General features: G+C 65.4%; 23 protein-coding genes. 6 read left to right on the top strand and 17 right to left on the bottom strand.

Annotated elements, in window-relative coordinates; genetic code table 11:
- Positions 1-46: 46 nt before the first annotated feature.
- The 8 genes from dapA to U4Y90_RS10775 form a co-directional block, all read right to left on the bottom strand.
- On the bottom strand, positions 47-952 hold the full coding sequence (gene dapA, locus U4Y90_RS10810) for a 4-hydroxy-tetrahydrodipicolinate synthase (protein WP_321794546.1): 906 nt from the start codon (positions 950-952) through the stop codon (positions 47-49).
- 63 nt (positions 953-1,015) lie between these two features.
- Positions 1,016-1,603 carry a class I SAM-dependent methyltransferase gene (locus U4Y90_RS10805; RefSeq protein WP_321794545.1) on the bottom strand — a complete coding sequence of 196 codons (588 nt, stop codon included), beginning with the start codon at positions 1,601-1,603 and terminating at the stop codon, positions 1,016-1,018.
- On the bottom strand, positions 1,603-2,805 hold the full coding sequence (locus U4Y90_RS10800) for a tryptophan--tRNA ligase (RefSeq protein WP_321794544.1): 1,203 nt from the start codon (positions 2,803-2,805) through the stop codon (positions 1,603-1,605). The genes U4Y90_RS10805 and U4Y90_RS10800 overlap by 1 nt, the downstream gene beginning before the upstream one ends.
- Before the next feature lie 4 nt (positions 2,806-2,809).
- On the bottom strand, positions 2,810-3,475 hold the full coding sequence (locus U4Y90_RS10795) for a site-2 protease family protein (protein WP_321794543.1): 666 nt from the start codon (positions 3,473-3,475) through the stop codon (positions 2,810-2,812).
- Between the two features lie 130 nt (positions 3,476-3,605).
- The gene (locus U4Y90_RS10790; RefSeq protein ID WP_061162189.1) at positions 3,606-4,235 is read right to left on the bottom strand and encodes an L-threonylcarbamoyladenylate synthase; all 630 of its coding nucleotides are present in this window, start codon (positions 4,233-4,235) and stop codon (positions 3,606-3,608) included.
- 147 nt (positions 4,236-4,382) lie between these two features.
- Positions 4,383-5,213: a 3',5'-nucleoside bisphosphate phosphatase gene (locus tag U4Y90_RS10785; RefSeq protein WP_321794596.1), complete on the bottom strand. Its 831-nt coding sequence runs from the start codon at positions 5,211-5,213 to the stop codon at positions 4,383-4,385.
- Positions 5,214-5,298: 85 nt separating this feature from the next.
- The gene (locus tag U4Y90_RS10780; RefSeq protein WP_321794542.1) at positions 5,299-6,183 is read right to left on the bottom strand and encodes an alpha/beta hydrolase; all 885 of its coding nucleotides are present in this window, start codon (positions 6,181-6,183) and stop codon (positions 5,299-5,301) included.
- Between the two features lie 59 nt (positions 6,184-6,242).
- Positions 6,243-7,082, bottom strand: coding sequence for a ferritin-like domain-containing protein (locus U4Y90_RS10775; RefSeq protein ID WP_321794541.1), 840 nt, complete (start codon positions 7,080-7,082; stop codon positions 6,243-6,245).
- A gap of 196 nt (positions 7,083-7,278) precedes the next feature.
- Between U4Y90_RS10775 and U4Y90_RS10770 the strand changes: the two genes are divergently transcribed.
- The 3 genes from U4Y90_RS10770 to U4Y90_RS10760 all read left to right on the top strand — a co-directional run bounded on the left by U4Y90_RS10770 (position 7,279) and on the right by U4Y90_RS10760 (position 9,308).
- Positions 7,279-7,803 (top strand): gamma carbonic anhydrase family protein, encoded by a 525-nt coding sequence (locus tag U4Y90_RS10770; protein ID WP_321794540.1) that lies wholly within the window; start codon positions 7,279-7,281, stop codon positions 7,801-7,803.
- A 50-nt stretch (positions 7,804-7,853) separates the two neighbouring features.
- On the top strand, positions 7,854-8,804 hold the full coding sequence (gene hslO / locus U4Y90_RS10765; RefSeq protein ID WP_321794539.1) for an Hsp33 family molecular chaperone HslO: 951 nt from the start codon (positions 7,854-7,856) through the stop codon (positions 8,802-8,804).
- Between the two features lie 153 nt (positions 8,805-8,957).
- Positions 8,958-9,308, top strand: coding sequence for a hypothetical protein (locus U4Y90_RS10760; protein ID WP_321794538.1), 351 nt, complete (start codon positions 8,958-8,960; stop codon positions 9,306-9,308).
- An 81-nt stretch (positions 9,309-9,389) separates the two neighbouring features.
- Here the strand turns inward: U4Y90_RS10760 and ftsB are convergent, their stop codons facing one another.
- The 9 genes from ftsB to U4Y90_RS10715 all read right to left on the bottom strand — a co-directional run bounded on the left by ftsB (position 9,390) and on the right by U4Y90_RS10715 (position 20,491).
- On the bottom strand, positions 9,390-9,860 hold the full coding sequence (gene ftsB, locus U4Y90_RS10755) for a cell division protein FtsB (RefSeq protein ID WP_321794537.1): 471 nt from the start codon (positions 9,858-9,860) through the stop codon (positions 9,390-9,392).
- Between the two features lie 113 nt (positions 9,861-9,973).
- On the bottom strand, positions 9,974-11,257 hold the full coding sequence (gene eno, locus U4Y90_RS10750) for a phosphopyruvate hydratase (protein ID WP_061136167.1): 1,284 nt from the start codon (positions 11,255-11,257) through the stop codon (positions 9,974-9,976).
- A 340-nt stretch (positions 11,258-11,597) separates the two neighbouring features.
- Positions 11,598-12,452, bottom strand: a complete 855-nt coding sequence (gene kdsA, locus U4Y90_RS10745; protein WP_321794536.1) for a 3-deoxy-8-phosphooctulonate synthase — start codon at positions 12,450-12,452, stop codon at positions 11,598-11,600.
- Positions 12,449-14,137 (bottom strand): CTP synthase, encoded by a 1,689-nt coding sequence (locus U4Y90_RS10740; protein ID WP_321794535.1) that lies wholly within the window; start codon positions 14,135-14,137, stop codon positions 12,449-12,451. The genes kdsA and U4Y90_RS10740 overlap by 4 nt, the downstream gene beginning before the upstream one ends.
- 172 nt (positions 14,138-14,309) lie before the next feature.
- Positions 14,310-15,131, bottom strand: coding sequence for an alpha/beta hydrolase (locus U4Y90_RS10735; RefSeq protein WP_321794534.1), 822 nt, complete (start codon positions 15,129-15,131; stop codon positions 14,310-14,312).
- 16 nt (positions 15,132-15,147) lie between these two features.
- Complete coding sequence (locus tag U4Y90_RS10730) at positions 15,148-17,631, bottom strand: DNA internalization-related competence protein ComEC/Rec2 (RefSeq protein ID WP_321794533.1); 2,484 nt, start codon at positions 17,629-17,631, stop codon at positions 15,148-15,150.
- Positions 17,632-17,719: 88 nt separating this feature from the next.
- Entirely contained in the window at positions 17,720-18,508 is a 789-nt protein-coding gene (locus U4Y90_RS10725) for a TatD family hydrolase (protein ID WP_321794532.1), read from the bottom strand.
- 23 nt (positions 18,509-18,531) lie between these two features.
- Positions 18,532-19,245, bottom strand: a complete 714-nt coding sequence (lolD, locus tag U4Y90_RS10720) for a lipoprotein-releasing ABC transporter ATP-binding protein LolD (RefSeq protein ID WP_321794531.1) — start codon at positions 19,243-19,245, stop codon at positions 18,532-18,534.
- Positions 19,238-20,491, bottom strand: coding sequence for a lipoprotein-releasing ABC transporter permease subunit (locus U4Y90_RS10715; RefSeq protein WP_321794530.1), 1,254 nt, complete (start codon positions 20,489-20,491; stop codon positions 19,238-19,240). The genes lolD and U4Y90_RS10715 overlap by 8 nt, the downstream gene beginning before the upstream one ends.
- 126 nt (positions 20,492-20,617) lie before the next feature.
- Here U4Y90_RS10715 and U4Y90_RS10710 point away from each other — a divergent pair, with 126 nt between their 5' ends.
- From U4Y90_RS10710 to prfB, 3 genes are all read left to right on the top strand, one after another.
- The gene (locus U4Y90_RS10710; protein ID WP_321794529.1) at positions 20,618-21,712 is read left to right on the top strand and encodes a regulator; all 1,095 of its coding nucleotides are present in this window, start codon (positions 20,618-20,620) and stop codon (positions 21,710-21,712) included.
- An 11-nt stretch (positions 21,713-21,723) separates the two neighbouring features.
- Entirely contained in the window at positions 21,724-23,424 is a 1,701-nt protein-coding gene (gene recJ, locus U4Y90_RS10705) for a single-stranded-DNA-specific exonuclease RecJ (RefSeq protein WP_321794528.1), read from the top strand.
- An 84-nt stretch (positions 23,425-23,508) separates the two neighbouring features.
- A protein-coding gene (prfB, locus tag U4Y90_RS10700) for a peptide chain release factor 2 (RefSeq protein WP_321794527.1) occupies positions 23,509-24,613 on the top strand; the annotation gives its coding sequence in 2 pieces (ribosomal slippage) (positions 23,509-23,589 and positions 23,591-24,613; 1,104 coding nt in all).
- Positions 24,614-24,687 lie beyond the last annotated feature (74 nt).

Here is a 24,687-nt window from a genome sequence, read left to right as displayed (position 1 = left end):
GCGCGGCCTTTCGGTTCTTGGTGAACTGGCGCGCCGCCACGCGTGATCAGGCGAGCAGCCCGGAGTCGCGCAACGCTTCACGCACCACGTCGTGATAGCGTGCGTCGAGCGGCGTGAGCGGCAAACGGATGCCGCCTTCCATGCGGCCGAGGGCCTGCAGCGCCCATTTGGCCGGAATCGGATTCGATTCGCAGAAGAGTTGCTTGTGCAGCGAAAGCAGCTTCAGATGAATGCGGCGCGCGGTAATCGCATCGCCTTCGATCGCGGCGCGGCAGAGCTGGCTCATTTCCTTCGGCGCGACGTTGGCCGTCACCGAGATATTGCCGTGCCCGCCGAGCAGCATCAACGCGATGGCCGTGGGGTCGTCGCCGCTGAAAATGCTGAAATGCGCGGGCGCGTGCTTGATCAGATGCGCCGCGCGGTCGATGTTGCCGGTCGCTTCCTTCACGCCGATGATGCCCGGCACGCCGGCGAGACGCAGGATCGTCTCGTTGCTCATGTCGGCAACGGTGCGGCCCGGCACGTTGTAGAGAATCACGGGCAGATCGACGGCTTCGGCAATCGCCTTGAAATGGCGATACATGCCTTCCTGCGTCGGCTTGTTGTAATACGGGACGACTTGCAGCGTGGCGTCGGCGCCGACCTTCTTCGCGTGCTTCGAGAGTTCGATGGCCTCGGCCGTCGAATTGCCGCCCGCGCCCGCGATGATCGGGAAACGCTTGGCCGTGTGCTCGACGGCCGTCTGGATCATCAGAATGTGTTCTTCGACCGACAAAGTGGCCGATTCGCCACTGGTGCCGACCACGACGAGACCGTTCGAGCCTTGCTCGACGTGCCAGTCGATCAGTTTTCGAAACGCCGGCAGATCGAGACTACCGTCCTCGTGCATCGGTGTGACGATGGCAGGGATGCTGCCGCGGATCTGGATGCCGCCGTGTGTTCCGTTTGTCATGAAACTCTATGAATTTAATCGTAAATTTAATCGCGAAAAGCGATCTTACGCGATTGTAGCGGATTAGCCGGTCAGCGCGTAACGTGGCGGACCCGGGGGTATGTTACTAATCGTGAGCGCATTTTCGGCCGGCTGCGGCTCGCGAACCGCGCAGATTCGCTGAACGTAAGCGGCGCGCGGGGCGTCGACGAATCCGTCTTCGTACGCGATGACGCGCAGGCGCCCTCTCACCGCTTCGAGCAACTCGCCGGGTTCGAGCAGAAACGCAGGATTCGACGGCTTGCCGACGCTGCCGTTGCCCGCCGCGAAGGTCTCGCAGATCAGCACGCCGCCGGGCGCGAGCGCGTTCATGAAGTGCCCGAACAGCGGCCGGTGCAGATAGTTCGTGACGACGATTGCATCGAACGTTCGGTCAACGGCAAGCGGCCAGGGCGCGCCGTTTTCGAGGTCCGCGACGAGCGTTTCGATGCGTTCGAGCGCCGACATCGACGCGAGCGCGGTCGCATCGCGGTCGACCGCCAGGACCGGAAAACCGCGCGACGCGAACCAGCGCGCGTGTCGCCCGCTGCCGGCGGCGACGTCGAGCACCGCGCCGCCGGGCGCGACGAGATGCGCCCAGCGCTCGACCCACCGACTCGGCGCGCTTTCCATCAGTTGTAGGACAGGCCCATGGCCTCGCGCACGTCGCGCATCGTTTCGGTGGCGAACTTGCGCGCCTTGTCGCAGCCGTCCGCGACGATCGCGCGCAACAGCGACGGATCGTCCATGTATTTCTGCGCGCGCTCGAGCATCGGCTGCTGCTCGCGCAGGATGCCCTCGATCACCGGCTGCTTGCACTCCAGACAGCCGATGCCCGCGCTGCGGCAGCCCTTCTGCACCCACTCGTGCGTCTTTTCGTCGGTATAGACCTGATGCAGCTGCCACACCGGGCATTTGTCGGGATCGCCCGGATCGGTGCGTCGCACGCGCGCCGGGTCGGTCGGCATCTTGCGAACCTTCTGCTCGATGGTCGCCGCGTTCTCACGCAAGCCGATGGTGTTGCCATAGGACTTCGACATCTTCTGGCCGTCCAGACCCGGCATGCGCGACGCTTCGGTCAGCAGCACCTGCGGCTCGACCAGAATGATCTTGCGCGCGCCTTCGAGGTAGCCGAACAGGCGTTCGCGATCGCTCATCGACAGGCTTTGCGACTCCTGCAACATCGCGCGCGCCTGTTCGAGCGCTTCGTCGTCGCCTTCCTGCTGGTACGCGACGCGCAGTTCGTGGTACAGCTTCGCGCGCTTGCCGCCGAGCTTCTTCGCCGCTTCGAGCGCCTTCTCCTCGAAATCCGGCTCCTTGCCGTAGAGATAATTGAAGCGGCGGGCGATTTCGCGCGTCATTTCGACGTGCGGCACCTGATCCTCGCCGACCGGCACGAGCGATGCGCGATAGAGGAGAATGTCCGCCGCCATGAGCACCGGATAGCCGAGGAAGCCGTAAGTCGACAGATCCTTTTCCCGGAGCTTCTCGATCTGCTCCTTGTAGGTCGGCACGCGTTCGAGCCAGCCGAGCGGCGTGCCCATGCCGAGCAGGAGCGAGAGTTCGGCGTGCTCGGGCACGCGGCTCTGGATGAAGAGCGTCGCCTGTGCCGGATCGATGCCCGACGCCAGCCAGTCGATGAGCACTTCCCAGACGTTTTTCTCGATCACCTCGGGCGTCTCGTAGTGCGTCGTGAGCGCGTGCCAGTCGACCACCGCGAAGAAACACGGGTATTCGGACTGCAGCCGCACCCAGTTTTTCAGCACGCCGTGATAGTGGCCGAGGTGCAGCGACCCGGTGGGCCGCATGCCGGAGAAGATACGGTCAGGGAACATGATGTTATGGGAATAGTGAAGCGAGGGGATTCAGAATAGCCGACACCGCCGTATAGCCGACGTTCACGAGCGGTCCGAGCCAGTAGCGCGTCAGCACGCCGGTCACGACGAGCGCCATCACGATGAAGAAGCCGTACGGCTCGAGCTTCGAAAACGCGATCGACGCGCGCACCGGCAGGAGCGCCATGACGACGCGGCCGCCGTCGAGCGGCGGCAACGGAAAGAGATTCAGCACGCCGAGCACGAGATTCACGCCGACGCCCGCGGCCGCCATGCGCGTGAAGAACGGTTCGTTGACGTGAAACGCCGCCAGCAGCACCGCGATCACGCCCCAGACGATCGCCTGCACGAAATTGCTGCCGGGACCGGCCGCGGCGACCCAGAGGCTGCCCCAGCGCGGATTGCGCAGGTTGCCGAACGCCACCGGCACGGGCTTCGCGTAGCCGAACATGAACGCGCCGCTCGTCACGAAGTACAGGACGATCGGGATCACGATCGTGCCGATCGGATCGATATGGCGCATCGGGTTCATGGAAACGCGGCCCAGAACGTAAGCCGTGTTGTCGCCGAGCAGTCGCGCGGCATAACCATGCGCGGCCTCGTGCAGCGTGATCGCGAAGATCACGGGAAGCGCGTAGACCGCGATGGTCTGTATCAGAGAAGAGTCCATGGGGCGGTATTGTATCAAGCAGGCAGGTCTGATCAGACGTGCGCGAGGGCGCCGGGCGCGCACTATTTCGCCCGTCATGTGCGATAACGCTTGATCGGGTCGTATGCCCGTGTGCGCTACTGCGCGGCGCTTACGCCGTGAGCCCGAACGGTTCGAGACTGCCTCTCCCCGCGCGCACGAGCACTGGCTCCCCCGATGAAAGGTCGATCACCGTCGACGGCTCCGCCGGGCACGCGCCGGCATCGATCACGAGTTCGACCTGCTTTTCCAGCCGCTCGCGGATTTCCTCGGCGTCGTTGAGCGGCTCGGTGTCGGGCGGCAGGATCAGCGTCGACGCGAGCAGCGGTTCGCCGAGCGCCTCCAGCAGCGCGAGCGTGATCGCATGATCCGGCACGCGCAGCCCGATCGTCTTGCGCGACGGATGCGAAAGCCGCCGCGGCACTTCCTTGGTCGCCTGCAGCACGAAAACGTACGGGCCCGGCGTCACGGACTTGATCAGCCGGTATTGCTGGTTGTCGACCATCGCGAAATTGGAAAGCTCGGACAGATCGCGCACGAGCAGCGACAGCAACTGCTTGTCGTCGATGCCGCGAACGCGCCGCAATCGCTCGACGGCGTCCTTGTCGTCGAGGTGGCAGCCGAGCGCATAGCTCGAATCCGTCGGCAGCGCAACGAGACCGCCGTCCTTGATGATCTGCACCGCCTGATTGATGAGCCGCGGCTGCGGATTGTCCGGATGAATGCGAAAGAACTGAGACATGGCGACGCCTTATTGTTTCGATCGTTATCACGAAGGCCCGGGCGGCGCGAATCGCGCGCGTGCGCCTCACGCGACGTGCGTGCGGAAAATCACCGGTAATGCAAGGACCGTGCGCGCACGGCGAGAAAGGCGCGTGCCGCGAAAACGCTAAAGCCAGCGCTCCCAGACGGGCGTGAGATCGTCGGGCAGCGGCGGAAGCCGGCCGAGATCGACGCGCCCTTCGCCCGCGCCGTGGAAGTCCGAGCCGCGCGACGCCTCGAAGCCGTAGCGGCGCGCGACATCGGCATATTCGCGGTACTGATCGGGCGTGTGGCTGCCCGTCACGACCTCGATCGCGCGGCCGCCGAGCTGAATGAATTCGTCGAAGAGCGCGGCGAATTCGACCGGCGTGTAATCGTATCGGCCCGGATGCGCGATGATCGGCTCACCGCCCGCATCCTTGATCCATTTCACGGCGTCCGCGAGCTTCGCCCAGCGATGCCCGACGAAACCCGGCTTGCCGTCGCCGAGGTAGCGCGCGAACACGTCCGACGTGGTCTGCGCGTAGCCCGCTTGCACGAGATATCGCGCGAAGTGCGTGCGCGAAATCATGTCGGGATCGTCAGTGAAGCGCAGCGCGCCCTCGTAGCAATCCGGAATGCCGATCGCGGCAAGCGCCTCGCCGATCGCCACGCCGCGCGCCGCGCGGCCGTTGCGCGTGCATTCGAGCCCCTTGAGCAATGCCTCGTCGTGCGGATCGACATTCATGCCGACGACATGCACCGTGCGCGACGCCCACGTCACCGAGATTTCGACGCCGGGCAGATAGCGCATGCCGAGCGCCTCGGCGGCTTCGCGCGCTTCGTCCTGCCCGCCGAGCTGATCGTGATCCGTCAGCGACCACAGCGTCACGCCGTTCGCATGCGCGCGCGCCGCCACCTCGGCGGGCGCGAACTGGCCGTCGGACACGGTGGAGTGGCAATGCAAATCGGCGTTCATCATCGGTTCTTGAGTTTCAATCACATTCTAACTGTAACGGCGTGACACGCCGATTATGTAGTTTCTGCGTTGCGTGCCGTGCCCCTCACGCGCAGAACGACTCGATCAACGCCGCCACCCGCCCGGGCTGGTCGTGATGGATCATGTGACCGGCGTCGTCGACGATTTCCTCGCGCCAGTCGGGAAACGCGTCGAAGCGCGCCTTGAACTCGGCGACGGGCATCTGGCCCGCAAAGGCCGCGAGTGTCGGCGAGTCCTTTGCCTCGACGTGCAGCACCGGCGCAGCCACTCGCGCCCACGTCGCGCTCACCTCGTCCAGCCGATACAGCGTCGGCCCGCGCAACTTGTGCGCCGGATCGGCGAGCAGATGAAAGCGTCCGTCCGCTTCCTCGCGCGACCAGTGCTGCGCGAGATATCGCGCACGCGCAAGCGGCAGACGCGGATTCGTGCGAATCAGCCGGTCGGCGACTTCGTCGAGGCTCGCGTAACTGCGCAGCGCGGGCGGCGCGCGAAGATCGTCGAGCCATTGCGCAATGCGCCCCGGCGACTGCGACGCGCGCGCCGCCGGCAGGCCGAAGCCTTCCAGATCGACTACGCGATGCACGCGCTCGGGCCGCACGCCCGCATACAGCAGCGCGACGTTTGCCCCCATGCTGTGGCCGACGAGGTTCACTCGCGCACCCGGCGCGTAGTGATCGAGCAGCACGTCGAGATCGGAAAGATAGTCGGGAAAGTAGTAGTGGCCGCCGCCCTTCTGCGCGACCGGCCAGTCCGACAGGCCGAAGCCGCGCGCGTCGGGCGCCAGCACTTGCCAGTCGCCGCCGAGCGCATCGACGACGAACTGGAACGACGCGCCGATATCCATCCAGCCGTGCAGCATGAAGAGCGTCGGGGCGTCGGGCGAGCCCCAGCGGCGGACGTGCAGACGCACGCCGCGCGCATCGACGAATTCGGAGCGCGATTCTTTCATGATGTCGTCTCGAATGTGAAAAAGGATGATCGTTCGATTATAGCGACGATGGCCGGCCCCTACTTCGCGCCGTCGAGCCCGGCGAGCGCGCGAAGCTCGGCTTCGTCGAAGCCGGCGTCGCGGCGCGCCTCGAAGTTGAACGGGCCGCGCAGCTTCGGCGCGTGATATTGCGCCGCGAGGCGTTCGTAGGTGGAATGCGGATCGAGATTCTGGCCGTCGCACAAAAAGCGGAACCAGCGATTGCCGATCAGCACGTGGCCGATTTCATCGCGCAGGATCACATCGAGAATCGCGGCGGACGCGTGATCGCCCGCCTGCGCGAGGCGCTTTCTGATCGGCGGCGACGCATCGAGGCCGCGCGCTTCGAGCGTGCGCGGCACGAGCGCCATGCGCGCGAGCACGTCGCCGCGCGTGCGCTGCGCCATTTCCCAGAGGCCGTCGTGCGCCGGAAAATCGCCATAGGCGTGACCGAACTCGGCGAGCCGCGTACTCAGTAGCGAGAAGTGATGCGCCTCCTCCGCCGCTACCTTCAACCAATCGAGATAAAAATCGAGTGGCATCGACGGAAAGCGCCAGACGGCATCGAGCGCGAGATTGATCGCATTGAACTCGATGTGCGCGAGCGCGTGCAGCAGCACGGCGCGCCCCGCCTCGGATTGCATGCCACGGCGCTTCAGCGACGACGGCTCGACGAGCTCCGGGCGCTCGGGCCGCCCGGGCAGATCGCCGGGTTCCACGAGCGCCGCATGCGGATCGATGCGCGCCGGCTCCGCGCGCGCCGTATCGAAGAGCGCGCGAGCGCGCGCCGCCTTCGTCGCGGGCTCGCGCTCACGCAGGATCGCGAGCGCCTCGCGGCGGGCGCAGACATCGCCTTCGGGGGGAATCACAGGGTCGTGCATCGAACTATCTCGAAAACGGGCATCGAAATCGCGGTCCAGCGAACGCTTACAGCAAACGGCTAAAATGGTAATCCCGGCGGACGTCGCGCACCGCGTAACAATCGGCGCGGCCACGCCCGTCACGTCCCACCGACAGGCGCGCATTGTAGCGCTGCACCGCGCCCCACCCTTACGACACCACGCCTCAGGAGACAATGTGGCTATCTACAAACTCGGCGACGACGCCCCGACCATCCACGAAAGCGTGTTTCTCGCCGACACCGCGACCATCATCGGCCGCGTGACGCTCGAGGAGAACGCGAGCGTCTGGCCCGGCGCCTCGCTGCGCGGCGACAACGAACCGATCGCCGTCGGGCGCGGCAGCAATGTGCAGGAAGGCGCGGTGCTGCATGCCGATCCGGGCTTTCCTCTGACGATCGAAAACGATGTCACCGTCGGCCATCAGGCGATGCTGCACGGCTGCACGATCAAGGAAGGCTCGCTGATCGGGATCCAGGCGGTGGTCTTGAATGGTGCGGTCATCGGCCGCAACTGTCTGGTTGGCGCGGGCGCCGTCGTTACCGAAGGCAAGGTGTTTCCGGACAACACGCTGATTCTCGGCGCGCCCGCGAAGGCGGTGCGGGAAATCGGCGAGGCGGATATCGCCCGCATGCGCGCGGCCACGGCAAGCTATGCCGACCGGCGCGAATATTACAAGGCGCAGCTCGTGCGCATCGGCTGAACGGACGTCGCGCAAGACGGCGCAGCAGCCTCAACACCCAAGGAAGAGTTGTGAACGACCAGTTGCAGAAATTCATGTTCAACGCGGCGCCCGTGCGCGGCGAGATCGTCTCGTTGCGTCATACGTGGCAGGAAGTGCTCGCGCGCCGCTCGTATCCCGTGGCCGTGCGCAACGTGCTCGGCGAAATGATGGCCGCGTGCGCGCTGCTGTCGGCGAACCTCAAGTTCGACGGCACGCTCGTCATGCAGATCTACGGCGACGGCCCCGCGAAGATGCTGGTCGTGCAATGCAATTCGAACCTGTCGCTGCGCGCCACCGCGAAGCTCGCCGAAGGCGCGGAAAGCGAGCTCGGCAATGAAATGTCGCTTCCCGACCTGCTGAACCGTCACGGGCGCGGCCGCTGTGTCATCACGCTCGATCCCGCCGACAAAAAACCGGGCCAGCAGCCGTATCAGGGCATCGTGCCGCTGTCGGGCGAGCACGGCCCGCTCAAGTCGATGGCCGAGGTCCTCGAGCACTACATGCACCACTCCGAACAGCTCGACACGCGCCTGTGGCTCGCCGCCGATACCGATCGCGCCGTCGGCATGCTGCTGCAGAAGCTTCCGGGCGACGGCGGCATCGTGCCGCATCCGGGCGAGCACGATTCCGATACGTGGCAACGCGTCTGCCATCTCGGCAGCACGCTGTCGAACGAGGAGCTCCTGAAGGAAGAACCGGAGACGGTGTTCAAGCGCCTCTTCTGGCAGGAAAACGTGCAGCACTTCGAACCCGCGCCGGCGCGTTTCCAGTGCAGTTGCTCGCGTGAAAAGGTCGGCGGCATGCTCAAGATGCTCGGCCGCGAGGAAGTCGACAGCGTGATCGAGGAGCGCGGCGACGTCGAAGTGCATTGCGAGTTCTGCAATCAACGCTACGACTTCGACGCCGTCGACGTTGCGCAACTTTTTGTCGCAAAAGAACTCTCACAAGGGGTGAGTCCGGCACCGGACCAGCGCCACTGAAATACCGCGCGAGCCTTGTCCAGCGGGGAGTTGCGCTGCGCGTAGCGGGACTGCGCAAGCACGCCGCGTCGTCTGTGGCCTCAGTCTTACGGCAGACGCAGCGCGTTATGATTGGACTCCTGCATAGATGTCCGACCCGCTGGAGGTCGCAAAATGAAAACCGTAACGCTCGACTGGAAACTACTGCCGTGCCTTGCCGGGGTCGCACTCGTCGCCGGCTGCACGATGGATCCGCCCGGCCCCTCGCCGATCTACAGCCGCCTGCCCGACACGCCGCCCGCGCCGCAACAGACGCTGACGTCGCAGCAGCAGATGGACCGTTACAACGCCATCGACAAGCAGGCGCTGAACGAATCGCAGCAAGCCGCCGCCGCGGGCAACGCCGCGAAGACGATGTCGCAGTTCTATGCGCCCGCTCCGGTTTCGATCTACGGCGGATATTCGAGCGGCGGCTGGGGCGGCCCGTACTGGGGCACCGGCGTCGGCTTCAGCACAGGGTGGTAAGCGGAGCGGCAATACACTGCCAGACGAAAAAAAGGCGCGGTCGATGACCGCGCTTTTTTGTTCGGAGCACGCGCTGGCCTTTTACTGCGCCGCGCCCTCCTGATGTTTCTTCTTCGCTTCGGCCGCTTTTTCCTTCTGCGCCTTCTTGTCCAGATCGCGCAACTCCTGCTTGGACCGCGACACGGGATTCGGCACCACGCGCAGCGGCGCCGCCGAGACTTGACCGCGCGTCGAGCCGTTCATGCCCGGCACGTTCGCGGAATTGACGGGCGCGTTCGAATTCGGCGAGACGAACTGCACGAACACCTCGCTGTCCTTCACCATCCCCATTTCGTAGCGGGCGCGCTCTTCCACGGCGGCGGTGCCGTTCTGCAGGTCCTGCACTTCGCCCTGGACGCGCTCGTTGCGCAATCTCAGGTTCGTGTTCTTATCCGTCTGCTGCGCGAGTTGCTGCTGCAATTCATGCACGCGCAGCCAGCCGCCGTGCCCCCACCAGAGCGGGTATTGAATCAACACCAGCAACAGAACCAGAACGACAGTTACGAGCCGCATTCAAGTAGCCGAAATAAGCGCCGCCCGGCAGCAAGATTGCCGTGGGCGGCGGGCTTCAAAAGATGACGCTTCAAAGACCACCGAGCGTCTTATCGACTAAAGCGGCAAAAGCTTTAGCGCAAGTTGTAGAACGCCGACTTGCCCGGGTAGCTGGCGATATCGCCGAGATCTTCCTCGATGCGCAGCAACTGGTTGTACTTCGAGATGCGGTCGCTGCGCGACAGCGAGCCGGTCTTGATCTGGCCGGCGTTCAGACCGACGGCGATATCGGCGATCGTCGAATCTTCCGTCTCGCCCGAACGGTGCGAAATCACGGCCGTGTAGCCCGCGCGCTTGGCCATTTCGATCGCCGCGAAGGTTTCCGTCAGCGTGCCGATCTGGTTGATCTTGATGAGGATCGAGTTCGCGATGCCCTTCTCGATGCCTTCCTTCAGGATGCGCGTGTTCGTCACGAACAGATCGTCGCCGACGAGCTGGATTTTCTTGCCGAGGCGGTCGGTCAGGATCTTCCAGCCTTCCCAGTCGCTTTCGTGCATGCCGTCTTCGATCGACACGATCGGGAACTTGTCGACGAGATTCGCGAGGTAGTCGGTGAATTCGGCCGACGACAGTTGCAGGCCTTCACCCGCGAGCTGGTACTTGCCGTCGTGGTAGAACTCGCTGGCCGCGCAATCGAGCGCGAGCAGGACGTCTTCGCCGGCGCGATAACCCGCCTTCTCGATGGCTTGCAGGATCGTGGACAGGCATTCCTCGTTGCTGCCGAAGTTCGGCGCGAAGCCGCCTTCGTCGCCCACTGCCGTGCTCTGGCCGCGCTCGGCGAGAATCTTCTTGAGCGCGTGGAACACTTCCGCGCCGCAACGCAGCGCTTCGCGGAAGGTCGGCTGGCTCACCGGTACGATCATGAATTCCTGGATGTCCAGGCTGTTGTTGGCGTGCGCGCCGCCGTTGACGATGTTCATCATCGGCACGGGAAGCTGCATCGCACCCGAGCCGCCGAAATAGCGGTACAGCGGCAGGCCGGCTTCCTCGGCGGCAGCCTTCGCGACGGCCATCGACACGGCCAGCATTGCGTTGGCGCCGAGACGCGACTTGTTGTCGGTGCCGTCCAGCTCGAGCAGGGTCTTGTCGAGGAAAGCCTGTTCCGAGGCGTCGAGGCCCATGATGGCCTCGGAAATTTCGGTGTTGATGTGTTCGACGGCCTTCAGCACGCCCTTGCCGTTGTAGCGGCCTGCTTCGTCGTCGCGCAGTTCGATGGCTTCGCGCGAACCGGTGGACGCACCCGACGGCACCGCTGCGCGGCCCATCGTGCCCGATTCGAGCAACACGTCGCATTCGACGGTCGGATTGCCTCGCGAATCGAGAATCTCGCGGCCGATGATATCTACGATAGCACTCATGGTTTCCTCAAGAAATGACGATGAATTCTGTCAGTCACAACGAAGCGCGCCGCCTGCTTTTACACTTCGATACACGCTGCGCACGCGCTTCACTGGCTTCGCTCAGACCCTTTCGATGACGACCGGGTTCAGTTCCGGCGCCAGGAGCGGTCGTTTCGGGATCGGATCGAATCCGATCCGCATCGCTTTCGTGGGGAGCGGGCGTTGGTCCCGCTGATCGCGGATATCGCCCTGATGCGTTGCACGCTCCTCCGTTGCTCCGATCACTCCAGGTGACCTGTTTTCGCGACGCGAGCGCCGATGATGACGCCCGTGCCGTACTGCCTGTTGCCGCAGATGCTCAGTTGAAATCGTTCTCGAGGAACGGACCGCCCTTCACCGCGCGATCGATCGTAATGAGCGTCGAAAGCAGCGCTTCCATGTGATGCAGCGGTACCGCGTTCGGGCCGTCCGACTTCGCGCAGGCCGGATCCGGATGCGTCTCCATGAAGAGACCGGCCACGCCCGTAGCCACTGCCGCGCGCGCGAGCACCGGCACGAACTCGCGCTGACCGCCCGAACTCGTGCCCTGCCCGCCCGGCAACTGCACGGAATGCGTCGCATCGAACACGACCGGTGCGTTGGTTTCGCGCATGATCGCGAGCGAGCGCATGTCGGATACGAGGTTGTTATAGCCGAACGACACGCCGCGCTCGCACGCCATGAAGCGGTCCTCCGACAGACCCGCCTCGCGCGCGGCGTCGCGCGCCTTGTCGATCACGTTCTTCATGTCGTGCGGCGCGAGAAACTGGCCCTTCTTGATGTTGACCGGCTTGCCCGAGCGCGCGCACGCGTGAATGAAGTCGGTCTGACGGCAGAGGAACGCGGGCGTCTGCAACACGTCCACGACCGATGCGACCGCTTCGATCTCGTGCTCGGCATGCACGTCCGTGAGGACCGGCACGCCGAGTTGCTTCTTCACCTCGCCCAGAATGCGCAGGCCTTCGTCCATGCCGAGGCCGCGGAACGACTTGCCCGAGCTGCGGTTCGCCTTGTCGTACGACGACTTGTAGATGAACGGCACGCCGAGCTTCTCGGTCATTTCCTTCAGGCGCCCGGCGACGTCGATCGTCATTTGCTCCGACTCGACCACGCACGTGCCCGCGATCAGGAAGAACGGCTTGTCGAGGCCGGCTTCGAAGTGACACAGCTTCATGCTTGTGCTCCCGCAGTGGCCTTGGCCGGCGCCTTCACGCCATCGGTTTCGGCGTGTGCGCGTGCAGCTTCGACGAACGCCCTGAAAAGCGGATGCCCGTCGCGCGGCGTCGACGTGAACTCGGGGTGGAACTGCACGCCGACGAACCACGGGTGCAGCGACTGCGGCAACTCCATCATTTCGGGCAGATCCTCGCTCGGGGTACGGGCGCTGATGATAAGCCCGCCGGCCTCGAGCTGGGGCACGAAACGGTTATTGACTTCATAACGGTGACGATGACGCTCGTTCACATCGCTGCCGTAGATGCGCTCGGCCATCGTGCCGGGCTTGATCGGACACTTCTGCGAGCCGAGGCGCATGGTGCCGCCGAGATCCGACTCCTCGTTGCGCTTCTCGATGCGGCCCGCGCGGTCATACCACTCGGTGATGAGCGCGACGACCGGGTTCTTCGTGTCCTGATCGAACTCGGTGCTGTTCGCATCGGCGAGACCGGCGACATCGCGCGCGAACTCGATCACCGCGAGCTGCATGCCGAGGCAGATGCCGAGGTACGGGGTCTTCGATTCGCGCGCGTAGCGGATCGCCTTGATCTTGCCTTCCGTGCCGCGACGGCCGAACCCGCCCGGCACCAGCACGGCGTCGAGATGCTTCAGCGCGTCGGTGCCTTCGGCGTCGATCTGCTCCGAATCGATGTACTCGATGTTGACCTTCGTCGAAGTATGGATGGCCGCGTGACGCAGCGCTTCGATCAGCGACTTGTACGACTCGGTGAGTTCGACGTACTTGCCGACCATGCCGATGGTCACTTCGTGCTTCGGATTCTCGAGCTTCTCGACGAGGTTCGACCACATGGTCAGGTCGGCCGGCGGCGGCGAGAGCTTGAGCTCTTCGCAGATGATGTCGTCGAGGTGCTGATCGTTGAGCATCTGCGGAATCTTGTAGATGCTGTCCGCGTCCCACACGGAAATGACCGCGTCTTCCGGCACGTTCGAGAACATGGAGATCTTGGCGCGCTCGTCGTCGGGGATACGGCGGTCGGCGCGGCACAGCAGCACGTTCGGATAGATACCGATTTCGCGCAGCTTCTGCACGCTGTGCTGCGTGGGCTTGGTCTTCAGCTCGCCCGCGGTCGCGATGAACGGCACCAGCGTCAGGTGCACGAAGCACGCGCTGTTGCGGCCCATGCGCAGGCTCATCTGACGCGCGGCTTCGAGGAACGGCAGCGATTCGATGTCGCCCACGGTGCCGCCGACTTCCACGATCGCGACATCGGGCTGGCCGCACGTCGCCGCCGCTGCGCCGCGCTCGACGAACGCCTGGATTTCGTTGGTGATGTGCGGAATGACCTGCACCGTCTTGCCGAGATACTCGCCGCGGCGTTCCTTGCGGATCACCGATTCGTAGATCTGGCCGGTGGTGAAGTTGTTGGCCTTGCGCATCTTCGTGCTGATGAAGCGCTCGTAGTGGCCGAGGTCCAGGTCGGTCTCCGCGCCGTCTTCCGTCACGAACACTTCCCCGTGCTGGAACGGGCTCATCGTGCCGGGGTCGACGTTGATGTAGGGATCGAGCTTGAGGAGAGTGACTTTGAGACCGCGCGATTCGAGGATCGCGGCGAGGGAGGCGGCGGCAATACCCTTGCCAAGGGACGAAACTACGCCGCCGGTGACGAATACATATTTGGTCATCGCTAGATGCTCGCGGGAAAAACGGATTATACCGTAAAGGCAGGTTCCCACGAAGCGCGCCCGGCGCGGAAATTGACTACAAAAACGGGCATTTCGGCGTCATTTTTGCGGAACGTGTCGCCGGCCGTTCGTCAAGTCCCGCGCGCGTGCTCGCGCCCTTTCGACCGCCCGGTCAGCGCGGCGTGCGCATCGTCTCGAGCAGGCGCCGCACGGCGCGCGCCGTGTCGATCGGGCGTTCCATCGGAAAGAGATGGCTGCCCTCCATCCATTCGATCCGCGCGCCCGCAATGCGCCGCGTCATGCCGAGTCCGACCTGCCGCACCTCGCGCGAATGCGTTCCCGCGATAAAGCCGACCGGCACCGGCGCGCCGTGCGCGAGCCGCGCCCCGAGCGTATGCGGCAGCGTGCGATAGATCAGATATTCCACATGACGATCGAAGGCGAGCGAGCGTGCGCCGTTCGCATGAGTCTGCGGAATGCCGAAATCGATATAGTCGGACAGCATGCGCTCGTCCCAGCGCGCGAACGCGGGCTTCGACAGAAAATGCCGCCATGCCTCGTCCCGGCTCGTCCATTGCGTGCGGCGCTTCTTGGTCGCGGCGGCGGGCGACAGGCGCTCGTCCAGCCCGGTCCATTGCGTGACGCGCAACAGGCCGCTCTTCCAGCCCGAGATCACCGGCGAATCGAGCATGACGACGCCCTTCACCCATTGCGGCCGCTTCAGCGCCGCCATCAGCGACAAATAGCCGCCGAGCGAGTGCCCGACGAGCCACACCTTCGGATGATCGCCGCCCTCTTCGCGCCGATAGCCGCTCATGTCGTCGATCAGCTGATCGACGAGATACGGCCAGTCGCGCGTCACCGCAAAGCGCGCGTCATGACCGATGCGTTCGATGCTGCGAATTTCGTAATCGTCGGCCAGCTCCGCGAACATCGTGCGATACGTCGACGCCGGAAAGCCGTTCGCGTGGGAGAAATGGATGATGTCTTTCAAGCGTGTCTCTATTTTTTTAGCGCGCCATCCAGTAGCGCGCGTGGCTTTGCCGGAAGCGCTCGAATGTGATCTGCGACCCGATTTCGCTGCGCGCCGCGCCGTCTTCATCGCTGCGCGACAGCACGATATCGCGCATCCGGTAGCGTGCGAACACGGTCGGATGCGGATGGTGAAAGCGGTTGCGATAGCCTACCTGAAATATCGCCGCGAACGGCCCGACAGAATCGAGGAAAGGCTCGGTCGACGAAGTGCGGCTGCCGTGATGCGGCACGATCAGCACATCGGCGCGCAATGCGGCGGCGGCGCGCGCGACGAGCAGGCGTTCGACGTCCGCTTCGATATCGGCCGCGAAGAGCGCCGAGCGCCCCGCCGCGTTCGTCACCTTGAGCACGCACGACTGATGGTTCGGCTTGCCCGTGAGCGGTCCCGGCTCGGGCCACAGCATGCGGAACTCGACACCGTCCCAATTCCAGCGCTGCCCGGCCGCGCACCGCAGCGTTTGCGCGCCGCGTGCGCGCGCATCGGACCACAACGCGTCCTGCGCGGGCAGCGACGCGAGCAACTGACGCACGGCGATCGATTGCAGCACGGCGGGCGCGCCGCCCGCGTGATCCGAATCGGAATGGCTGATGACGAGCGCGTCGAGCGCGCGCACGCCCGCGGCCCGCAGATACGGCACGACGATCCGCTCGCCCGCATGCGTCGATTCGGGGCCGGGACCGGCGTCGAACAGCAAGGTGTGCCGCGCGGTTTCGACGACGAGCGCCGAGCCCTGGCCGATATCGAGCGCGGTGACGCGAAACGCGCCTTCGGGCGCGGGATGCATCGCGGGTGCGAGAAGCGGCAGCCACGTCAACGGCGCGGCGGAGCGCAACGGCCAGCCGCGCGGCGCGAGCGCCCAGACGACGCCGACGCACGATGCCGCGAGCGCGAACGCATTCGGCCGGGGCAACAGCCAAAGCGACGATGGCGCGGCATTCGCGAGACGCGCGAGCATGTCGCAGAGCACGGACAGCGCGGCGTGCGCGACGTGAAGCATCGGCGCGTCGAACGGCGCGGGCAGCAGGAGGCCCGCGAGCGTCGCGGGCGTCACGAGCACGCTGATCCACGGGATCGCAAAGGCATTCGCGAGCGGGCCCAGCAGCGGAATCTGCGAGAACCAGTAGACGGTGAGCGGCGCGAGTGCGATCGTCACCGCGTACTGCACGCGGGCGCTCGATGCGACGTGACGCCTCACGCGGGCCATGAACCGCGCGACGGTCGCGAGCGGCCGGCGTCTGGCGGACCGTTCCGGCCGCCGGCCGACTTCGCCCGGATCGACGCGGTCCCACTGATCGATGTCATCCGGCTCTTGCGCCCGCGCCCGCGACTCGACGCGCCCCGCCGCGGCGATCGCATGCAGGATCGCCGCGACCGCGCAGAACGACAGCCAGAATCCCGGCGAGGTCACGGCCCACGGATCGCCGATCAGCACGAACACGAGCGCCCACGACAGCACGATCGACGACGACGGCCGCCGTCCGCCGAGAAACGCGATCGCCACGATCAGCAGCATCCACAGCGTGCGTTGCGCGGGCACGTTGAATCCCGCGAGCGCCGCATAGCATGCGGCGAACACCACGGCGCCGGTCGCGGCCACCTTCGGCGCGGCCACGATCAACGGCGCGGGCACGCCGCGCACGCTCGCGCGCTTCCACGCGAAACCGAAGATCAACGCGGCCAGCCCGGCGACGAAGCCGATATGCAATCCCGATATCGCGACGAGATGACTCGTGCCGGTCGCCCGCATGACGGCCCAGTCGGCATCGCTGACGGCGTCCTGCGCGCCCACGGCGAGCGCGACGATGATTCCGCGATGCGGTGCACGTCCGAGCACGGTCTCGATGCGATCGCGTGCGCGCGCACGAAGGCGATCGATCGTCAGACGCGGACCTGCCGCATCGGCATTCAGACGGTGCGGCGCCCGCGCCATCGATACATAGCCGGTCGCCCGAATGCCGCGTTCGAGCAGCGTGACTTCGCGATCGCGCAGGCCGAAGTTGGCATTGGCGTGCGGGCGCTTCAGCCGCGCGGTCAATGTCCATCGTTCGCCTGCCCGAAGCTCCGCACGAACGCCGGACATCCACAGCAAGCGCACGATGCGCGGGAAATCTCGCAAGCCCGCGTCGTTGGTTTCGACCTCGAAGAGAAAGCGCGCGCCGTCGTCCTGTTGCTCGGGCAGTCCGCGCACGAAGCCCGTCAGTTCGATATCGCGCTGCTCGTACTCGACGGGCAATTGCTCGCGCAGCCGCACGTCGGCGCGCATCGCCGCATACGCGAAACCCAGCGCGCAGGCCGCGAGCGCGAAACTCGCGATGCGCACGCGCGGCGTCATCGTGCCGAGCGCCGTCGCGACGACGAACGTGGCGCTGCACGCGCACCACACGATGCCATCCGGCAAGCGAGCCTGCTGCTGCAACCACCAGACGCCCAACGCAAATCCCAGCAGAATCGCCCGCACTTCGTCCTCTTCCTTCGTCGTTCTTCGTCACGGCGAACGCATGCGCCCGGGACGAAACCCGGAGCAATCGATGCGTCGGTCGGAACGATTATGAAGAGGCGGGCGCGAGCCGTGGGAGCGCTGCGTGCGCGTTAGCCGTTGTGCCTATGGCAAGCGCGTTTTCGTCGATGCCGCGCAGTTGCGCGAGCACCTGCGCGATGCGCGCGACCTGGTCCGGCGTATTGCGCTGCTTGTAGCGCCACGATGGCGCGATGTCGGGCGCATCGGTTTCGAGCACGATCGCGTCGAGGGGAAGCTCGGTCGCGAGCCGTCGAATCTGCAGCGCGCGCTCGAACGTGAGATTGCCGCCGAAGCCGAGATGCATGCCCTGCGCGATGAAGGCATCGGCCTGCTGGAAACTCCCGTTGAACGCATGCGCGATGCCGCGATGGATCTCGTGCACGCGCAAGCCCTTCAGCACCTTGTCCTGCGACTTGCGCACATGGCAGATGACCGGCAGATCGAACTCACGCGCGAGCTTCAGTTGCTCGTTGTAGAAGAACTGCTGGCGCGCGTCGTCGAGTGTCGGCACGAAATAGTCCAGCCCGATCTCGCCGATGCCGACGAAACGCGGATCGTCCATGCTCGCTTCGATTTCCTCGCGCAGCGCGCGCAAGTCGTCGTCGTGCGCGCCCGGCGTGTAGAGCGGATGAATGCCGAGCGCATACGCGCCGCCTTCGATGCGATGCGCAAGCGCGCGCACGGCTGCGAAGTTGAAGCGCCCCACACCCGGAATGACGATGCGCGCGACGCCCGCATCGCGCGCCGCATCGGCGACGGCGTCGCGGTCGGCATCGAACTCGCCGGCATCGAGATGACAGTGCGTATCGATCCACATGGCGCCTCCCGAAGAGGAACGCGTTATACCGGCACGGGCGGCTCTTCGTGCAGCACGCCGTCGCGCAGGCGCATGATGCGGTCGCAGCGCGCGGCGAGATCGGGATCGTGCGTGACGATCACGAAGCTCGTCTCGAGCGTCTGCGACAGCTCCAGCATCAGGTTGAAGACGGTATCGGCGGTGCCGCCGTCGAGATTGCCGGTGGGCTCGTCGGCGAGCACGCATGCGGGATGCGTGACGAGCGCGCGCGCGATCGCCACACGCTGACGCTCGCCGCCCGACAATTCGCCCGGCCGATGCTTCGCGCGATGCCCGATGCCCACGCGCTCTAGCATGACCTGCGCTTCCTTGCGCGCGTCCTCCTCCGGCATGCGGCGGATGCGCAGCGGCATCGCGACGTTATCCAGCGCCGTGAATTCCGGCAGCAGATGATGGAACTGATACACGAAACCGAGCGCGCGATTGCGCAGCTCGTTGCGCTCCTTTTCCTTCAGCTCCGTGAACGGCTTGCCGAGCAGCGAGACCTTGCCCGCGCTCGGCTCATCGAGACCGCCGAGCACGTGCAGGAGCGTGCTCTTGCCCGAACCCGACGCGCCGACGATCGCGAGCTTTTCACCCTTCATCACGTCGAGTTGGGCGTTGTTGAGGACCTGGACATTGAAGCCGCCCTGCACGAACGTCTTCGAAATCGCCGACGCCTGAAGCACGACGTTGTTGGCCGGAATCAGATCACTCATAGCGCAGCGCCTCCGCCGGACGAACCTTCGCGCCGCGCCAGCTCGGATAGAGCGTCGCGAGCGACGACAGCAAAAACGCGATGACGCCGATCTTGGCGACATCGCCCGGCACCAGCTCCGACGGCAGTTCGCTGATGAAATACACCGACGACGGCAGGAACTGGACGTTGAACAGATGCTCGATCATCGGCACGAGCCATGGAATGCTCCACGCGATCAGACAGCCGAAGGTCACGCCGAGCGCCGTCCCGATGAAGCCGATCGTCACGCCCTGCACGACGAAAATCTTCATGATCGAGCGGGGCTGCGCGCCGAGCGTGCGCAGGATGGCGATATCGGCCTGCTTGTCGGTGACGGTCATCACGAGCGAGGACACCAGATTGAACGCCGCCACCGCGATGATCAGCGTGAGAATGATGAACATCATGCGCTTTTCGATCTGCACGGCGGAGAACCATGTCTTGTTCTGCTGCGTCCAGTCGCGAATGTAGAGATCGCCCGAGAGCGTGCGCGAAAGCTGGCGCGCGACTTCGGGCGCGCGCTGCATGTCCTTCAGACGCAGGCGCACGCCGGTCGGCGCGGGCAGGCGAAAGAGCGCTTCGGCATCGCGGATTTCGATGAGCGCAAGCGTCGAGTCGTACTCGTAGTGTCCCGATTCGAAGATGCCGACCACGGTGAACTGCTTGAGGCGCGGCATCATCCCCGCCGGCGTGATGGTGCCTTCGGGCGCGACGAGGGTGATCTTGTCGCCGTCCGTCACGCCGAGATTGGCCGCGAGATCCTTGCCGAGCACGATGCCGAATTCGCCCGGCTTGAGATCCGTGAGCCTGCCGGCGCGCATCTCCTTGCCGATGTCCGACACTTCCGGCTCCAGCGACGGTTCCACGCCGCGCAGCGCGACGCCGCTCACGGCGCCCTGCCGCGTCAGCAACGCCTGCGCTTCGACATAGGGCGCGGCGCCGATCACTTCCGGATTGCGGCGCGCCTCCTGCGCGGTCAGTTGCCAGTTGGGCATGGAGCCGGTCGGCGAGAAGATTTCGACGTGCGCGAGCACCGAGAGCATCCGGTCGCGCACTTCCTTCTGGAAGCCGTTCATGACCGACAGCACGACGATCAGCGCCGCGACGCCGAGCGCGATGCCCGCCATCGACACGAGCGCGATGAAGGAGATGAAGCCGTTGCCTGTGGTGCGTTTGCTGGCGCGCGTGTAGCGCCAGCCAATCTGCCATTCGTACGGAAGTTTCAAGCGATTCCTTTCTGCTGCTGTTCCAGCGTTGTTGAGCCCCGGTGGCGCAAATTTGCGAAAGTTTGCCATACATGGGGCGAACGGGACGGGTGCGAACGTCCGTCGCCGCACCCGCTTTGCCCTACAATGCCGAGCATCATGCCCGTTCATCATCTCCATCTCCTGTTGCCGTTCGCCCTGCCGTCGGCCGCGGACGCCGCCACTGCCCTGCACGGACTGGAGAGCGCGGCACTGGACAGGCTGCTTGCCCGCGCCACGCTGGAGGAGCGCGTCATCGGCGAGGATTTTCAGCGCACGCTGCCGCACGAACGCTGGATCGCGCGCCGCTTCGGCGCCGTGACGCCCGCCGATCGACGCTATGCCGACGATGCCCCGCTCGCGCCCTTCATGCTGCTCGCCGACGGCGGCACGCCCGGCGATGCGTCCTGGGCCTGCATCGAGCCGGTTCACGTGCGCATCGCGCACGATCACCTGGTGCTGATCGATCCCGACACGCTTGGCGTGCATACGGAAGAAGCACGCGCGCTGCTCCAGACCGCGCGGCCCGCGATCGAAGACCTCGGCGTGTCGCTGCAAGCGCCGACGCCCTTGCGCTGGTACGTGTCGGGCAATGCGCTGGGCACGCTCGCGGGCGCCTCGCCGCTGCGCGCGACGGGGCGCAACATCGAAATCTGGCTGCCGCACGAAGCCCGCACCGGCGAGCGTTCGCGCGCATGGATGAAGCTGCAGAACGAAGTGCAGATGGCGTGGTTCGAGCATCCGCTGAATCTGGAACGCGAATCGCGCGGCCTGCCCGCGATCAATTCGATCTGGCTCCACGGACAAGGCGCGATGCGCCCCGTCAAAAGCCCGTTCGCACGCGTGATGTCCGACGCGGCCTCGACGCGCGGCCTCGCGCTCGCGGGCGGACTGAAGCCGTCGATGCCGCCTGAGTCGTTCGCATCGCTCGCGGCCGACGCAGCGCCGGGCACGACGCTCGTCGAGCTGAATCCGTTTTCCGCGCCGTTCATCGAGCAGGACTGGGCGCGCTGGAACGACGCGCTCAAGGCGCTGGAAACCGCGTGGTTCGCGCCTGCGCTTCAAGCGCTCGGCGACGGCGCGCTCGGCCGCCTGAGTCTCACGCTATGCGGCGACACCGGCTCGGTCACGCTGTCCGTCACGCGCGCCGACTTGCGCAAGTTCTGGCGGCGCCGTCCGATCGCGGCGCTTTTCATCGAATAAGGCATTTTGCAATGACGCAAATCGTTACGCGCGCCTCCTCTCCCGCCGACGCCGAGGCGCTGATGCGCCACGGCCTGCATCCTGTGATCGCGCGTCTGTACGCTTCTCGCGGCGTGACCTCGCCCGACGAAGCCGAGACCGAATTCAAGCGCCTGCACGCGCCCGCCGGCCTGAAAGGCTGCGACGAAGCCGCCGTCGTGCTCGCCGATGCGCTCGCCGCGGGGCGGCGCATGCTGGTCGTCGCGGACTACGACTGCGACGGCGCAACCGCTTGCGCGGTAGCCGTGCGCGGCCTGCGGATGTTCGGCGCGACGATCGACTATCTGGTGCCGAACCGCTTCGAGTACGGCTACGGGCTCACGCCAGAGATCGTGGAGCTGGCGTCGCGCTCCGGGACCGGCTTGCCCGATCTGCTCATCACGGTCGATAACGGCATCGCGAGCGTCGAAGGCGTCGCGGCGGCGAACGCGCTCGGCATCGACGTGCTCGTCACCGATCACCACCTGCCCGGCGACGAACTGCCCGCCGCGCGCGCGATCGTCAATCCGAACCAGCCGGGCTGCGCGTTCCCGAGCAAGTGCATCGCGGGCGTGGGCGTGATGTTCTACGTGCTGCTCGCGTTGCGCGCGGAGTTGCGTCAGCGCGGCGCTTATCGGGACGCGCCCGAACCGCGTCTCGACGGCCTGCTCGACCTCGTCGCGCTCGGCACCGTCGCCGATGTCGTGAAGCTCGACTGCAACAACCGCATCCTCGTCGCGCAGGGCCTGAAGCGGATTCGCTCAGGCCGCATGCAGCCGGGCATCGCCGCGCTCTTTCGCGCCGCCGGCCGCGATGCGCGCGCCGCCTCGGGCTTCGATCTCGGCTTCGCGCTCGGGCCGCGCCTGAACGCGGCGGGACGGCTGTCGGACATGTCGCTCGGCATCGAGTGCCTGACGACCGACGACGTCGGCCGCGCGTGGGAGCTCGCGCAGCAACTCGATTCGATGAATCGCGAGCGGCGCGAAATCGAAGCCGGCATGCAGCAGCAGGCGCTCGCCGAATTGCAGACGATCGATCCCGGCGAGCGCGCGACGCTCACGCTGTACGACGCGAGCTGGCATCAGGGCGTGATCGGCATCGTCGCGGGCCGGCTGAAGGAGCGGTTTCATCGTCCTTCGTTCACGTTCGCGCACGCCGACGACAGCGGCACGCTCTGCAAGGGCTCCGGCCGCTCGATTCCGGGCTTTCATCTGCGCGATGCAGTCGATCTGATCAGCAAGCGCGAGCCCGGCCTCATCCACAAGTTCGGCGGCCACGCGATGGCCGCGGGCCTGACGCTCGCCACCGCCGACATTCCCCGCTTCACCACCGCGTTCGAGGCGGTCGGGCGCGAATGGCTGACGGCCGAAGCGCTGTCCCGAACCGTCGAAACCGATGGCGAACTCGAAGACGCCTACTTCACGCCGCAATTCGTCGAAATGCTCGACGCCGCCGTGTGGGGACAAGGCTTTCCCGCGCCGACCTTCTCCGGCGAATTCGAAGTCGCATCGCAGGCGCTCGTGAAAGAGAAGCATCTGAAGCTGTCGCTGTTGCGCGGGCGTCAGCGCTTCAACGCGATCTGGTTCAATCACGTCGATCCGCTGCCGCCGCGCGCGACCGTCGCGTACCGGCTCGTCAGCGATTCGTGGAACGGCGTCGCGCGGGTGCAGCTGATCGTCGAGCACGCGGGCTGAGCAGGCGCCGCGCGCACCCGGAACGCCGGGGAAACCCTGTCAATCGGCTATAATTTCATCTTTTTACGAAGCCGAAGATCGACAATGGAAGCGGAACGTCTCAACGCGATCGAAAGCCTTCTGGCCGACCTGCGCCGCCGCGCGGGCGAGCTACGGGGGTATCTTTGACTACGACGCCAAGTCCGCGCGTCTAGCCGAAGTCAACAAGGAACTCGAAGACCCGAACGTCTGGAACGACTCGAAGAACGCCCAGGCGCTCGGTCGCGAAAAGAAACTGCTCGATGGCGTCGTGTCGACGCTCACCGCCCTCGACAACGACCTGCGCGACGCGAACGAACTGTTCGACATGGCGCGCGAGGAAGATGACGAGGACACGCTCGTCGCGTCCGAATCCGACGCGGATGCCTTGCGCCTGCGCGTCGAAGACATGGAATTTCGCCGGATGTTCTCGAATCCGGCCGACCCGAACAGCTGCTTCATCGACATTCAGGCGGGCGCGGGCGGCACCGAAGCGTGCGACTGGGCATCGATGCTGCTGCGCCAGTACCTGCGCTACTGCGAGCGCAAGGGCTTCAAGACCGAGGTGCTCGAAGAGTCCGAAGGCGACGTCGCGGGCATCAAGAGCGCGACCATCAAGGTCGAAGGCGAATACGCGTACGGCTATCTGCGCACCGAAACGGGCATTCACCGGCTCGTGCGCAAGTCGCCGTTCGATTCGTCGGGCGGGCGCCATACGTCGTTCTCGTCGGTGTTCGTGTATCCGGAAATCGACGATTCGATCGAGATCGAAATCAATCCCGCCGATATCCGCACGGACACGTATCGCGCATCGGGCGCGGGCGGCCAGCACATCAACAAGACGGACTCCGCCGTGCGGCTCACGCACGCGCCGACGGGCATCGTCGTGCAGTGCCAGAACGACCGCTCGCAGCACCGCAACCGCGCGGAAGCCATGCAGATGCTGAAGGCGCGTCTCTATGAGTTCGAGATGCGCAAGCGCCAGGCCGAACAGGACAAGCTCGAATCGAGCAAGACCGACGTGGGCTGGGGCCATCAGATCCGCTCTTACGTGCTCGACCAGAGCCGTGTGAAAGATCTGCGCACCAACGTGGAAATGAGCAACACGCGCGCCGTGCTCGACGGCGACCTCGACGACTTCATCAGCGCGAGCCTGAAACAGGGCGTTTAAGTCCTTCGGCGCGGATATCGATCGGCGATATCCGCGCTTTCGTTTCATTCCCGCCGCGCATTCGCCGCAATACA

Origin of the sequence: Caballeronia sp. J97 (assembly GCF_905220305.1) — a bacterium.
GTDB lineage: Bacteria > Pseudomonadota > Gammaproteobacteria > Burkholderiales > Burkholderiaceae > Caballeronia.
Note: the sequence above shows the minus strand (reverse complement) of the source record. Positions and strands in the feature narration are given on the sequence as shown.